Genomic DNA, 13,518 nt, shown 5'->3' with positions numbered 1-13,518 from the left:
GGCCGGGCGGGCGACGGGCGGCGGCGCGGCGGCGGCCGGGGGGCGACGGGCGGCGGCGCGGCGGCGCGGCGGCGGCCGGGGGGCGGCGGCGCGGCGGCGCGGCGGTGGCCGGGTGCCGGCGGGCGCATAGGATCGGCGCTGAGATGAGTGCGACGATGATTGCCCGCGAGCTCGCCGCGGGGCACGGGGACCGGACGCTGTTCAGTGGGCTCGACCTGGTGGTCGCGCCGGGGGACGTGATCGGGCTGGTCGGGGTCAACGGGGCCGGCAAGACGACGCTGCTGCGGACGCTCGCGGGGATCCTGCCGGTGGAGAGCGGGACCGTGTCGCTCAGCCCGCCGACGGCCAACGTGGGCTACCTGCCTCAGGAGCGGGAGCGGCGGGCCGGCGAGACCGTGCGGGACTTTCTCGCCCGGCGCACCGGTGTGGGTCCCGCGCAGCGGGCGCTCGACGCGGCCACCGAGGATCTCACCGAGGGGCGTGCGGGGGCCGACGACGCCTACGCGGTCGCGCTGGAGCGGTGGCTCGACCTCGGCGGGGCCGACCTCGACGAGCGTGCCGCGCAGGTGGCCGCCGAGCTGGGGCTCGACGTGGCGCTCGACCATCCGATGACCGCGCTCTCCGGCGGGCAGGCCGCCCGGGCCGGCATGGCCTCGCTGCTGCTCAGCCGCTACGACATCTTCCTGCTCGACGAGCCCACCAACGATCTCGACCTGGACGGGCTGCGCCGGCTCGAGGAGTTCGTCGGCGGGCTGCGGGCCGGGACCGTGCTGGTCAGCCACGACCGCGAGTTCCTGACGCGGACCGTCACCAAGGTGCTCGAGCTCGACCTGGCGCAGCAGCGGATCAGCCTCTACGGCGGCGGCTACGCGGCGTACCTCGACGAGCGTGAGCGGGCCCGCGAGCACGCGCGCGAACAGTACGAGGAATACGCCGACAAGAAGGAGGACCTGCTCGAACGGGCCCGTACCCAGCGGGCCTGGATGGAGAAGGGCGTCAAGAACGCGCGCCGCAAGGCCACCGACAACGACAAGATCGGCAAGAAGTACCGGGCCGAGGCGAGCGAGAAGCAGGCCGCCAAGGCGCGGCAGACCGAGCGGCTCATCGAGCGGCTCGAGGTGGTCGAGGAGCCCCGCAAGGAGTGGGAGCTCCGCATGGAGATCGCCGCGGCGCCGCGGGCCGGTGCCGTCGTGGCGACGATGCGCGACGCGGTGGTGCGGCGGGGCGACTTCACGCTCGGGCCGGTCACCCTTCAGATCGACTGGGCCGACCGGGTGGCCATCACCGGCGCGAACGGCTCCGGCAAGTCGACGCTGCTCGCGGCCCTGCTCGGGCGGCTGCCGCTCGACTCGGGCAGCGCCGCCCTCGGCCCCGGCGTGGTGGTCGGCGAGATCGACCAGGCGCGCGGGCTGTTCCTCGGCGACGAGACCCTCGCCCGGGCGTTCGGCGCGGCCGTCCCCGAGCTCTCCGACGCCGACGTGCGCACCCTGCTCGCGAAGTTCGGCCTGCGCGCCGCGCACGTGCTGCGCCCCGCGGCGACACTGTCGCCCGGCGAGCGGACCCGGGCCGCCCTCGCGCTGCTGCAGGCGCGCGGCGTCAACCTGCTGGTGCTCGACGAGCCCACCAACCATCTCGACCTGGCCGCCATCGAGCAGCTCGAGTCGGCGCTCGGCTCGTACCGGGGAACGCTCCTGCTCGTCACCCACGACCGCCGCATGCTCGACGCGGTCAGCACCACCCGGCACCTGGAGGTGTCCGCCGGCAAGGTGATCGGCTGACGGGTCAGATCGAGCGCGCCAGCCGGAGACCGACGTCGTCGACGCGGAACGACGGGTGGCTGCGGCGGCGCACCGAGGCGCGGCAGCTCCAGTGCTCGTCGAACCAGCCGCCGCCGCGCAGCACCCGGTAGTCGCCGTACACCTCGGGGTCGTAGACGTCCCAGCACCAGTTCCAGACGTTGCCGAGCATGTCGTGCAGGCCCCACGCGTTCGGCTCGCGGGTGCCCACCTCGTGCGGGCGGCCGCCCGAGTTGCCCCGGTGCCAGGCGATGGCGTCGAGCTCGCCGTACCGCGGCCCGTCCGTCCCCGCCCGGCACGCGAACTCCCATTCCGCCTCGGTCGGCAGCCGATAGCCACCCGACGCCCGATCCCAGGACACGGCCTCACCCTCGATGCGGTACGCGGGGTCCAGCCCCTCCCGTGCCGAGCGCTCGTTGCAGAAGCGCACCGCGTCGAGCCAGGACACGTCGGCCGCGGGCAGCCGCGAACCCGCCACCGCGCCGTACTCGTCCTCGGTCACGGGCAGCGCCGCGATCTCGAACGGCGCCAGCTCGACCTGCCACCGCCGCTGCGTGCGCCGGTCGGCCAGCACGACCCGGCCCGCCCCCGCCCGCACCATCCCCGGCGGCCGTCCAGCGGCACGACCGTCCGGCGCGCCCCGAGGCCCGCTTCCGGCCAGGCCGCTGCTCACGATCACCGCCCCACTGTAATCGGCGCTTGTGCCCACCCCGTACATCTGAAGTGGCGTGAGTGGAACGCGTGGCGGGGGTATACCGGTGGCGGGCTGGGAGGATCGATGTCAGTGAAGGCATGGCGGCTCGTCGCGGTCGCGGTCGTGGTGATGCTGGGCGCGTGCTCGTTCCCGTCGCTGGAGGACGAGCCGGACACGGGGCGCGCGTCCGGGACGGTGACGCGGGCGCTCAAGGACGTGGAGCGGTTCTGGGGCGAGCATTTCCCGGAGGTCGCGGACGGGCAGGCGTTCGAGCCCGTGCGGGGCGGCTACCACCCGTACACCGAGAACGATCCGCCGCCGGCGTGCGGCGGGCAGCAGGCGGGCTACGAGCCGAACGCCTTCTACTGCCCCGGTGACGACTTCATCGCCTGGGACGCGCAGACCCTCATCCCGTCGCTGGAGGCCGACTACGGGCCGGCGCTCGTCGGTGTGGTGATGGCGCACGAGTACGGGCACGCGATCCAGGCGCGGATCGGGCCGGCCAACCAGCGGACCGTGGTGCTGGAGCAGCAGGCCGACTGCTACGCGGGGGCGTGGCTGGCCGATGTGCTCGCCGGCCGGTCGCAGGCGTTCAAGAAGCTGACCGCCGAGCAGCTGGACACGACCGTCGCCGGGTTGCTGCTGCTGCGCGACCAGCCGGGGACGCCGGCCGCCGCGGAGGGGGCGCACGGCAACGCGTTCGACCGGATCCGGGCCCTGCAGGAGGGCGTGGAGGACGGGGTCGGCCAGTGCGCCAAATACCGGGCGAGCAACCTGCCGGTGACCGAGGTTCCGTTCTCGACGCGTGAGGAGGCGGCGAGCGGTGGGGACCTGCCGTACGACGACGCGATCCAGGCGCTGGCGACGGACGCGCAGGAGTACTGGACGCGCACGTATCCGCAGCTGACCGGCGAGCAGTGGCGGCGGCTGCCGGTGCAGGCGTTCGAGGCCGGCTCGCCGCCGTCGTGCTCGCGGCCGGACGCGTCGGCGGGCGGGGCGGCGTTCTACTGCGCGGACGGCGACTTCGCGGCGTTCGACACCACCGAGCTGGGCCCGCAGCTGCACGAGCGGATCGGCGACTACGCCGTGGGCATGCTGCTCGGCGACCTCTTCGCGCGGGCGGCGCAGGACCGGCGGGGCGCCGAGACGCGCGACCGGGCCGGTCAGCTGGCCGTCGACTGCCTGGCCGGCTCGTGGACGAACGACATCCTCACCCGCGAGGACCAGGACACGCTGCGCCTGTCCCCCGGCGACCTGGACGAGGCGGTGTCGGCGCTGCTGGCGTTCGGCCGCGCGTCCGACGGGGGCGGGCCGACCGCGTTCGACCGGATCGCCTCGTACCGCTCGGGAGTGCTGGAAGGGCTCTCCGCCTGCCGTGCCTAGACTGCGCGGGTGCCGCAGATCGTGGAACTGCTCGCGTCGCCCGTCCACCGTTTCGAGGGGCGGCCGTCCGACGGCCCGGCGCCCGCGCCGCCCGGGGAGCTGGCCGAGGCCGTGACAATCCGGGCGGGCCTCGGCATCGTCGGCGACCGCTACTTCAACAAGCCCCCGCACCGGGACGCGAGCGTCACGCTGATCAGCCAGGAGTCCCTGCCGCCGGGTGCGGGCCTGGTGGCGGTACGACGGAACGTGCTCGTCGCCGGCCTGGCGGTCGACGAGCTGGTCGGCCGGGTGCTGACGCTCGACTCCGGGGACGGGCCGGTGCGGTTGCGGGTGCACAGCAAGGCCCACCCGTGCGCGTGGATGGACGTGACCGTGGGGCCGGGCGCGTGGAAGGGGCTGCGCGGCAAGGGCGGCATCCGGTGCGAGCCCCTCGACGACGGCATCCTGCGCGTGGGCGAGGTGACCGCGACGGTCGACTGACCCCCGCGGGCCGGATCCGCCGCGACGATCGGCTCGCCACGTGGCCGGGATCGCCGCGACGCTCAGCTGATCGCGTCCACGAAAGCACTGAGCCGGTCGGCCGTCGCGAGCGGGTCGCCGTCCCGCCGAATCTCGATCATGATCGCCTGTACGGCGGGCTCGCGGCCGTAGTACTGGAGCGGGACGTAGCAGCCGCTGAACGGGCTGTTGACCGCTGTTTCGGGGAACATGGCTTTTGCGGCGGCGACCAGGCCCGGCGGAGTGTGGAACGCGTCGGTACCGAGGCACACCGGCGGCCTCGGGCCGTTGCCGTGCAGCTCATAGGGCAGCGCCGCGACCGGGTACGAGTGCACGTCCACGATCACCACGTGACCCGCGGCGGCGAGCCGCTCGCCGGCGAGCGCGGTCATGGCGTCCGCGTACGGCTCGAAGTGCTCCCGCACGAGCGCAGCGTCGCGCACCGGATCGTCGTCGCGCAGGCGCCGCCCGGCGTACCCATGGGTGTAGACCGCACCCATGCCCACCGCGCGCATCTCCTCGCGCTCGTCGGGGAATCGCTCCGGATCGACGACCAGCCGTGACCAGCGGTTCTGGAACACCCACGGCGTGACGCGCGCTCGCTGCGCGGCCCGCGCGGCGATCACGTCCGTGTGCCGGTCGGTCAGGTGGTCGAGCTCCTCGGCGAGCTGCTCGTCGTCCAGCAGCAGCGACGCGCGCGCCGCCGCCGTCAGCTCGCGCGACGCGTGCGGCACGTGCAGCACCACCGGCGACGCCGGGTCACCGCCGCGGATGTCGAAGATCAACTACCTGCTCCCCCGTACGCCCGGGAAGCGTCACCGCCTCCCGGGCGCAACGCTACGTCAGGCGAGCGCCGAGCAGATCGTGTTGATCAGCAGGCGGGTGGTGACGTACGGGTCGCAGTTGGCGTTCGGGCGACGGTCCTCGATGTAGCCCTTGCCGTCCTTCTCGACCTGCCACGGGATGCGCACCGAGGCGCCGCGGTCGGAGACGCCGTAGCTGTACTCGCTCCACGGGGCGGTCTCGTGCATGCCGGTGAGGCGGTGCTGGATGTCCGCGCCGTAGCCGGCGATGTGCTCCTCGACCTTGCCGTCCTTGCCCAGCGACTCGCACGCCGTGATGATGGCGTCGTAGTTGGAGCGCATGGCGTTGGTGGAGAAGTTGGTGTGCGCGCCGGCGCCGTTCCAGTCGCCCTTGACCGGCTTGGGGTCGAGGGTGGCGCTGACGCCGAAGTCCTCGGCGATGCGGTAGAGCAGCCAGCGGGCCACCCACAGCTCGTCGGCGACCTGCGGCGCGGCGACCGGGCCGATCTGGAACTCCCACTGGCCGGGCATGACCTCGGCGTTGATGCCGGACAGGTGCAGGCCCGCCTGCAGGCACAGGTCCATGTGCTTCTCGACGATGTCGCGGCCGAAGACCTCGTCCGCGCCGACGCCGCAGTAGTAGCCGCCCTGCGGGGCCGGGAAGCCGCCGCCGAGCGGGAAGCCGAGCGGGCGGCCGTCCTGGAAGAACGTGTACTCCTGCTCGATGCCGAAGATCGGCTCCTGGTCGGCGAACTTCTCGGCGACCTCGGCGCAGGCGGCGCGGGTGTTGGTCGGGTGCGCGGTGCCGTCGATCAGCAGGACCTCGCAGAGGACCAGCTTGTTGTCGCCGCCGCGGATCGGGTCGGGGCAGACGAAGACGGGCTTGAGCACGCAGTCGGACTTGTCGCCGGGCGCCTGGTTGGTGCTGGAGCCGTCGAAGCCCCAGATCGGCAGCTCGGCGCCGTCCTCAACGATCTTGGTCTTGGAGCGGAGCTTGGCGGTCGGCTCCGTGCCGTCGATCCAGATGTACTCAGCCTTGAACGGCATCAGTCGCTCTCCTTGGAAACATGGGGGGAACGACGGGCGATGCTACCGACGGTTGATGACCAGGAGCGCGTTCCGACGGTGAGAGGATCAACACCGTCCGCGTTAACAGTGCGGTAATAACGGTGCGTATCGCGGCTCGGCGTCCGATGCAGGCGATTTGCCGAAGTTCGCCCCTATTAGTGAGCCTCGTTCTACCGTTGGGCCTACGGTCCCGGTCCTGAAGGGGGATGCGATGCGCGACCGCGGCGGATTCGCGACCACGATCGAGCGCAAGCCGCTCACCGCGTTCTTCGCGGACCGCAGCCTGCTCGCCAAGACCATCGCCGCCGCCGTCTGCATGGCCGTCGTCGCCGTCGGCGTGGCCATCGTGTCGATCAACCGGATGGCCACGCTCGGTGACGACCTCAAGCTCATGAAGGCCCAGCACGTCGACAGCCTCCAGCAGGTCGCCAACATCCGCGGCGGCATCGCGCAGATGTTCCGCGGCATGGTCCTCTACGAGATCGCGACCACCGACGCGGCCCGGACCACGGCCCGGACGGCGATCGAGACGGCCGACGGCACTGTCGACGACGCCCTCACCGAATACAGCTCGATCACCGCCGGCTCCGCCTCCCGCACCGCCGTGGTCACCGAGTTCACCGAGGCGATGGACCACTACCGGGCCCTGCGCGACTACGCGCTGTTCGGCGTGGCCCTGCCCGCGCAGTACGAGACGCCCGACCCCGCGGACAGCCTCAAGGCGTTCGCCGAGATCGAGCAGACGATGTCCGACGACATCGTCAAGCTCCAGGAGACCGAGGACGCCGAGTCCGACGCGATGGCGACGGCCGGCGAGGCCGCCTACAAGAGCGCCCGCACCGTGACCCTGATCGGCCTGGCGATCGGCCTGGTGCTCGCCTTCCTGGTCTGCGTCGGCGTGATCCGCCTGATCCGGCCGCAGCTCGCGACCGTCTCGTCCGCGCTGGAGGCGGTGGCCGAGGGCGACCTCACGGTCCCCGCCGAGGTGCGCTCGCACGACGAGCTCGGCGCCATGGCGTACGCGGTGAACCGCGCCCGCGACGGCCTGCGCACCACCGTCGACGCCCTCAACCACGGCGCGGCCACGCTCGGCGACGGCACCCGGCGGCTCGCGGACATCAGCACCCGGCTGGCCGAGGGCGCCCGCGCCGCCGCCGACCAGGCCAACGTCGTGGCCGACAGCGCCGGCGACGTGTCGACGAGCGTGCAGTCGGTGGCCGCCGGCAGCGAGCAGATGGGCGTCTCGATCCGCGAGATCGCCGAGAACGCCAACAACGCCGCCCAGGTCGCCTCCCGGGCGGTCGGGGTCGCGCAGAACACCAACGACACCGTCGCGAAGCTCGGCACCTCGTCCGAGGAGATCGGCAACGTGGTCAAGGTGATCACCCAGATCGCCGAGCAGACGAACCTGCTGGCCCTCAACGCCACCATCGAGGCGGCCCGCGCCGGCGAGGCCGGCAAGGGCTTCGCCGTGGTGGCGACCGAGGTCAAGGACCTGGCACAGGAGACCGCGAAGGCGACCGAGGACATCTCCCGCCGGGTCGAGACGATCCAGGAGGACACCTCCAGCGCGGTCGACGCGATCGGCGAGATCTCCCGGATCATCTCCGAGATCAACGACTACCAGGTCACCATCGCCTCGGCGGTCGAGGAGCAGACGGCCACCACCAACGAGATGAGCCGGAGCATCGGCGACGCCGCAGGCGGCAGCTCCGCCATCGCGGGCAACATCAACGTGGTGGCCGAGGCGGTGCAGGCACAGACCAGCGCGCTCACCGAGGCCGACGCGTCGGTGACCGAGCTGTCCCGCGTTTCCGACGAGCTCCGCTCGGTGGTTGCTCGCTTCCGCGTCTGAGAGGCTCATCGATGGGCATGCTGGCCAACATCAAGATCGGCGTACGGCTCGGCGCCGCCTTCACCGGGGTCTGCGTCTGCATGGTGATCGCGCTGGCGATCGGCCTGTGGGGGCAGAACTCCGCCGAGCACGCGACCGAGACCCTCGCCGAGGCCGCGGACATGCGCGCCGACGCGCAGACCGCGAAGTTCCGCACGGCCGACTTCAACGGCTGGCAGACCGGATACGCGTTCGACACCCTGCGCGGGGTCGAGAACGCCACGTCGGACACCGTCGGGCAGCGCAAGAACTTCCTCGCGTCCACCGCGGCCTTCGAGGAGGACCTGGCGACGCTGCGGGCGGACCATCTCAGCGACCCCGAGCAGGGAGCCGTGGCCGCGGCCGAGCAGGCCTTCGGCGAGTTCATGGAGGTCGACGAGCAGGTCATCGCGCTCTACCGCCAGGGAACGGCGAGCGCCGCGAACCAGGCCAACGACCTGGTGTCGGGCAGAGCGCTGGAGCTGATGGACGAGATCATCTCCGCGATCGACGAACTGACGGCGCTGACCACCACCGCGGCCGCCGACGCGCAGGCGGAGGCGACCGCCGCGGCGAACACCGCCCGCACCTTCATGGTCGTGGCCGGCATCCTGGCGCTCGCCCTCGCCGCGCTGCTCGCCTTCGTGGTGACCCGCAGCATCACCCGGCCGCTCGGCGCCACCGTCGCCACCCTGCGGTCGGTGGCGGGCAAGGACCTGACGGTACGGGCACCGGAGGGCGGCCGCGACGAGCTGGCCACCATGGGCTGCGCGATGAACCGGACCCTGGAGGTCCTGCTCGACACGTTCAACCGGATCAGCGACCACAGCCGTACGCTCGCCGGCGCCTCGCACGAGCTCACCGCCGCCTCCGGGCGCATCGCGGAGGCGGCGGCGGGCGCGTCGGACCAGTCCGATCGGGTCGCCTCGGCCGCCGAGGAGGTCTCGCTCAGCGTGCAGACCGTCGCCGCGGGCACCGAGGAGATGAACGCGGCCATCCGCGAGATCTCCGGCAGCGCCAGCCAGGCGGCCGGGGTCGCGGCCACCGGCGTGGACAGCGCCCGTCAGGCCGGCGAGACCATCGGCAAGCTCGGCCGCTCCAGCGCGGAGATCGGCGAGGTGGTCAAGCTGATCACCTCGATCGCGGAGCAGACCAACCTGCTCGCGCTGAACGCGACCATCGAGGCGGCCCGCGCCGGCGAGGCGGGCAAGGGCTTCGCGGTGGTCGCCTCCGAGGTCAAGGACCTGGCACAGGAGACCGCGAAGGCGACCGAGTCGATCGCCGCCCGGGTGCAGGCCATCCAGCAGGACACCACCGCCGCGATCGGCGCGATCGACCGGATCACCGGGATCATCGGCGAGGTGAACGAGCACTCGACGACCATCGCCGCGGCCGTCGAGGAGCAGACCGCGACGACCGCGGAGATGGGCCGCAACATCACCGAGGCCGCGACCGGCTCCGGCGAGATCGCCGAGGGTGTCTCCGGCGTCGCAGGCTCGGCCCAGGTGACCGCCGAGGGCGTGGCCGAGGCCCAGCAGACGGCGGAGCACCTGGAGGCCATGTCCCGCGAGCTTCAGGAGATCGTCGAGCAGTTCCAGATCAAGGCGGTACGTCAGGGCTGAAGGGCCAGGCGCGCGGCGATCAGCTGGTGGTGGTGCGCGGTGATCGTCGGCGCGGCGTCGCGGGCGAGTTTGATCACGCGCGGGTCGGAGCCCTCCCGGACCTCGCGCTTGCCGTCGGCGACGGCGGCCTGGTGGCCGAGCAGCTGGGTGAGGACGAAGACGATGTCGAAGCGGTCCGCGTCGTACTCCTCGTACTGGGCCAGCCGGGCACGCTGTGCGGCGTTCGGCTGGTTCGGCAGCGCGACGCCCAGCTCGGCGGCGGTGGCGGTGAGGGCGCGGTCCATCACGGTGTGGTCGCGGATGAAGCGGGAGCCCAGGGCGTTCACCGCCTGGGTGAGGCCCCGCCGCTGGGCGATCCGGCCCCCGGCGATCTCGAACAGGTGCGACTCGTGGGCCGCGATCAGGAAGGCCTGATCCTGGAGGCTGGGGCGGCTCGCCACCGCGGCCGACGACGGTGCGGCGTGCACCGGCTGGGCGGGTACGAGCAGGGCACCCACGGCCGCCAGCGCGGTCAAAGTTCTGAACATTTCGGTCCTTTCGGGCGTGTAGACAGCACGCCGATATTCCCGTTTCGCGGCGCTTCATGCGTACGGAAATAGCCAGACGGCCCGCAAGGTTGGCACCGGGCGTGACCAAGAAGATCGGTTTCCTGTCCTTCGGGCACTGGCGCGACGCCGCCGGATCGCGGACCCGCACCGCCGCCGACGCCCTGCTGCAGACCATCGAACTGGCCGAGGCCGCCGAGGAGCTCGGCGTCAACGGCGCGTTCGTCCGCGTGCATCACTTCGAGCGCCAGCTGGCGTCCCCGTTCCCGCTGCTGGCCGCGATCGGCGCCCGCACCTCCCGCATCGAGATCGGCACCGGCGTCATCGACATGCGCTACGAGAACCCGCTCTACATGGCCGAGGAGGCCGCCGCGGCCGACCTGATCAGCGGCGGCCGCCTCCAGCTGGGCGTCTCCCGCGGATCCCCGGAGACCGCGCTGAACGGCGCCCACGAGTTCGGCTACATCCCGCCCGAGGGCACCACCGCGGCGGATCTCGCCCGCTCGAAGACCGAGTTCTTCCTGTCCGCCATCTCCGGCGAGGCGGTGGCCCGCACCGACCCGGCCCGCACCGGCGGCATCAGCGGCGGCCTGGCCGTCCAGCCCCAGTCCCCCGGCCTGCGCGAGCGCATCTGGTGGGGCGCTGGCACCCGGGCGACCGCGCAGTGGGCCGCCCAGCTCGGCCTCAACCTGCAAAGCTCGACCCTGCTGTCGGAGGACACGGGCGTGCCGTTCGACCAGCTCCAGGCCGAGCAGATCCGGCTCTACCGCGAGGCGTGGGAGGCAGCCGGCCACACCCGCGAGCCCCGCGTGTCGATCTCACGCAGCGTCCTGCCCATCACCGAGGAGATCGACCGCGTCTACTTCGGCAACCAGGACCAGCAGGACCAGATCGGCCTGCTCGAGGGCGTCCGCTCCCGCTTCGGCCGCACCTACGCCGGCGAGCCGGACCGCATCGCCGGGGAACTGGCCGCCGACGCCGCCGTCCAGGCGGCCGACACCGTCCTGTTCACCGTGCCGAACCAGCTGGGGGTCGCCTACAACGCCCGCATCCTGGAGACCATCACCAAGCACATCGCCCCGGCCTTCGGCTGGACCGCCGCGGGCTGACCTCAGGCGTGGCCCGGCCCCAGCAGTCCGTAGGACTTGAGCGCCGCGACGAACCGCGCGTTGTCCCGATAAAGGAGGCCGGTGATGCCGACATCGGCCGCGCCGGCGACATAGGCGGGCTTGTCATCGACGAAGAGGCACTCCTGCGGGCGCCGGGCCACGCGCGCCAGGACGGCGTCGAAGAAGGTGCGGTGTGGTTTCCGGTGGCCGAGCTCGTGCGAGATCAGGACGCCGGTCACGCCCGGCCGTCCCGCGTAGAGCTGCTTGACGCGCCGACCGCGCAACGCTTCCTGGTTGGTGGCCAGGTAGATCTGCGCGACCTCGACCGCCGGAAGCAGGTCGAGCAGATCCTGGTTGACCTCGATGTTCTCGGCCAGCCAGCGATCGAGGAACTCCCGCGCCGACAACCCGCTCACGTGCCGTGGCAACAACCGCTCCACGACGCTCATCAGGTCGCCGTCGCCGACGAGGGACCGGGCCTCCGCCGGGTCCCGCAGCAGCTCCCGCTGGAACGCGAGAAAGCCGGCGGCCCACCGGTAGTCCCGCTCGATGTCCGCGACGAACCGCGGCCGCGGGAACTGGAGAACCCCGTCGACGTCGAGCAGCAGCGTGTCGATCACCCGTGGACCCTCCGAAGGCGCAGCGGTCACCTCGGGCCCCGGCCCCACAGGTCGTAGGGGTTGCGTCCGGGCCGGAAGCCGTGGGCCTCGGCCATCCGGGCCGCGTCGGCGAAGCCGTGGCCGACCAGCTCGGGCAGGTGGGCGTCGCTGCCGAAGGTGACGGCGTCGCCGCCCTCCTCGCGCCACCACCGCAGAATCGTGTCGTGCAGCGGGATCCGCGTATTGATCTCCAGCGCCCGGCCGGACTCGGCGGTCGCCCGCAGCGCATGGCGGAACTCTTCCTCGAACTCAGCAGGGTCGAAGTGGCCCGCCGTGTTTCCGGGCGCACCGGGCTCGAACGGCGCGGGTCCTTGGCGGCCCGGCCAGGAGCGGACGGCGTAGTCGATGTGGGCGAGCACCGTGAACGGCGCGTCGGTGGCGACCATGGTGGCGACGGCGGCCAGGTATTCGCGCATCACCTCGGCCGGGTCGCGGTGAGGGTAGATGCCCCACGGCTCGGCGTAGCCGCCGCGGTCGGGCAGCGTGTGCAACGAGCCGAGCACCCGCTCGAAGCGTCCGGCGGCGAGCACGCGCGCGCAGGCGGCGGCATGGTGGTGCGGCTCGCCGATCTCCACTCCACTGAGGATCCGCAGACCGGGGAAGCGGGCACGGCACCGCTCGATCGCCTCGAGATAGCCGGCGGCGTCGAACGGCGGCGGCGTGAGCACGCCGTCCGGGCCGGCGGTCGCGGTGAGATGGTCCGAGGCGTACGGCCCGTCGAGCGCGATCTGCCACACCGTGTGGTCGAGGTGCTCGGTGAAGGCGATCGCCGGCAGCCCGAGCCGCACCGCGCGCTCGCAGGTCGCCGCCATGTCGCCGAGGGGCGCATCCCACGACCATTCGCTGTGGACATGGCTGTCCGCCGGTAGCGTCATCACAGCTGCCGCAGGACCGCGACCACCCGGCCGAGGACCACGGCGTCGTCGCCCGCTTGCACGATCCGCACCACTGTCTCTCCCTCCACCATCGCCGCGACGATGTCACCGGCCTCGGCGCTCGGCTGCCGCCGCACGACCACCAGATCTCCCGACCGGACGGCGGCACCGGCCATCGTGTCGTCCCGCACCCGCAGCATGAAGTGGACACCCTCGCCCACCACCGCCCGCGGCATCGCCAGCCACTCGCCGCCGTCCTCCCCGGCCAACGCCGGCGCGGCCCGCCCGCCCGAGAACGCCGGCACGGCCCGCCCGCGCCGGCTCGACGCCCGCAGGCCGCGCGACGGCTTCTTCGCGCCCGCGCCCGGAAGCCGAGCCGGCCGCTCCTGCGTGGTGCCCTCGGGTCTTCGGGCCACCCGGCTCTTCCCGCTCCGAACGGGATCACCGGTCGCGGGGCGCGGGTCGGCTCGATCGTGGGCCGAGCGGCCTCCCGTGGCGTCGCCCGGATGTGGGGTCGGCCGGGTTCCCTCGGCCGCGTCCGTGTGATGGGCCGGCCGGCGGTTGGCGTTGCCCGTGTGCGTGGTCGGCAGGGA

General features: G+C 72.7%; 13 protein-coding genes. 6 read left to right on the top strand and 7 right to left on the bottom strand.

Annotated elements, in window-relative coordinates:
• Positions 1–143 precede the first annotated feature (143 nt).
• The gene (locus Ade02nite_RS26720) at positions 144–1,778 is read left to right on the top strand and encodes an ABC-F family ATP-binding cassette domain-containing protein (RefSeq protein WP_203769574.1); all 1,635 of its coding nucleotides are present in this window, start codon (positions 144–146) and stop codon (positions 1,776–1,778) included.
• Positions 1,779–1,782: 4 nt separating this feature from the next.
• Here the strand turns inward: Ade02nite_RS26720 and Ade02nite_RS26715 are convergent, their stop codons facing one another.
• Positions 1,783–2,397 carry a formylglycine-generating enzyme family protein gene (locus Ade02nite_RS26715; RefSeq protein ID WP_203769691.1) on the bottom strand — a complete coding sequence of 205 codons (615 nt, stop codon included), beginning with the start codon at positions 2,395–2,397 and terminating at the stop codon, positions 1,783–1,785.
• Between the two features lie 177 nt (positions 2,398–2,574).
• Between Ade02nite_RS26715 and Ade02nite_RS26710 the strand changes: the two genes are divergently transcribed.
• On the top strand, positions 2,575–3,873 hold the full coding sequence (locus Ade02nite_RS26710; protein WP_203769572.1) for a neutral zinc metallopeptidase: 1,299 nt from the start codon (positions 2,575–2,577) through the stop codon (positions 3,871–3,873).
• Between the two features lie 9 nt (positions 3,874–3,882).
• On the top strand, positions 3,883–4,353 hold the full coding sequence (locus Ade02nite_RS26705; protein ID WP_203769569.1) for a molybdenum cofactor biosysynthesis protein: 471 nt from the start codon (positions 3,883–3,885) through the stop codon (positions 4,351–4,353).
• Between the two features lie 62 nt (positions 4,354–4,415).
• Here Ade02nite_RS26705 and Ade02nite_RS26700 read toward each other — a convergent pair whose 3' ends face one another.
• On the bottom strand, positions 4,416–5,156 hold the full coding sequence (locus Ade02nite_RS26700; RefSeq protein WP_203769567.1) for an N-formylglutamate amidohydrolase: 741 nt from the start codon (positions 5,154–5,156) through the stop codon (positions 4,416–4,418).
• A 57-nt stretch (positions 5,157–5,213) separates the two neighbouring features.
• Positions 5,214–6,221: a glutamine synthetase gene (gene glnII / locus Ade02nite_RS26695; protein ID WP_203769565.1), complete on the bottom strand. Its 1,008-nt coding sequence runs from the start codon at positions 6,219–6,221 to the stop codon at positions 5,214–5,216.
• Positions 6,222–6,453: 232 nt separating this feature from the next.
• Here glnII and Ade02nite_RS26690 point away from each other — a divergent pair, with 232 nt between their 5' ends.
• Together Ade02nite_RS26690 and Ade02nite_RS26685 are read left to right on the top strand one after the other, a co-directional pair.
• Positions 6,454–8,097 (top strand): methyl-accepting chemotaxis protein, encoded by a 1,644-nt coding sequence (locus Ade02nite_RS26690; RefSeq protein WP_203769563.1) that lies wholly within the window; start codon positions 6,454–6,456, stop codon positions 8,095–8,097.
• Positions 8,098–8,108: 11 nt separating this feature from the next.
• Positions 8,109–9,737 (top strand): methyl-accepting chemotaxis protein, encoded by a 1,629-nt coding sequence (locus Ade02nite_RS26685; RefSeq protein WP_203769561.1) that lies wholly within the window; start codon positions 8,109–8,111, stop codon positions 9,735–9,737.
• Here the strand turns inward: Ade02nite_RS26685 and Ade02nite_RS26680 are convergent.
• Positions 9,728–10,264, bottom strand: coding sequence for a DUF4142 domain-containing protein (locus Ade02nite_RS26680; protein WP_203769559.1), 537 nt, complete (start codon positions 10,262–10,264; stop codon positions 9,728–9,730). The genes Ade02nite_RS26685 and Ade02nite_RS26680 overlap by 10 nt on opposite strands.
• A 101-nt stretch (positions 10,265–10,365) precedes the next feature.
• On the opposite strand from Ade02nite_RS26680, the gene Ade02nite_RS26675 reads away from it, so the two are divergent.
• Positions 10,366–11,391, top strand: coding sequence for an LLM class flavin-dependent oxidoreductase (locus Ade02nite_RS26675; protein ID WP_203769557.1), 1,026 nt, complete (start codon positions 10,366–10,368; stop codon positions 11,389–11,391).
• 2 nt (positions 11,392–11,393) lie between these two features.
• Here the strand turns inward: Ade02nite_RS26675 and Ade02nite_RS26670 are convergent, their stop codons facing one another.
• The 3 genes from Ade02nite_RS26670 to Ade02nite_RS26660 all read right to left on the bottom strand — a co-directional run.
• Complete coding sequence (locus tag Ade02nite_RS26670; RefSeq protein ID WP_203769555.1) at positions 11,394–12,011, bottom strand: HAD family hydrolase; 618 nt, start codon at positions 12,009–12,011, stop codon at positions 11,394–11,396.
• Positions 12,012–12,037: 26 nt separating this feature from the next.
• A complete protein-coding gene (locus tag Ade02nite_RS26665) occupies positions 12,038–12,925 on the bottom strand; it encodes a PHP domain-containing protein (protein WP_203769553.1) in 888 nt (295 codons plus the stop codon).
• The coding region (locus Ade02nite_RS26660) for a LexA family protein (RefSeq protein ID WP_275409945.1) at positions 12,925–13,518 on the bottom strand (594 nt) is incomplete at its 5' end. The genes Ade02nite_RS26660 and Ade02nite_RS26665, both read right to left, overlap by 1 nt.

The organism is Paractinoplanes deccanensis (assembly GCF_016862115.1).
GTDB lineage: Bacteria > Actinomycetota > Actinomycetes > Mycobacteriales > Micromonosporaceae > Actinoplanes > Actinoplanes deccanensis.
Note: the sequence above shows the minus strand (reverse complement) of the source record. Positions and strands in the feature narration are given on the sequence as shown.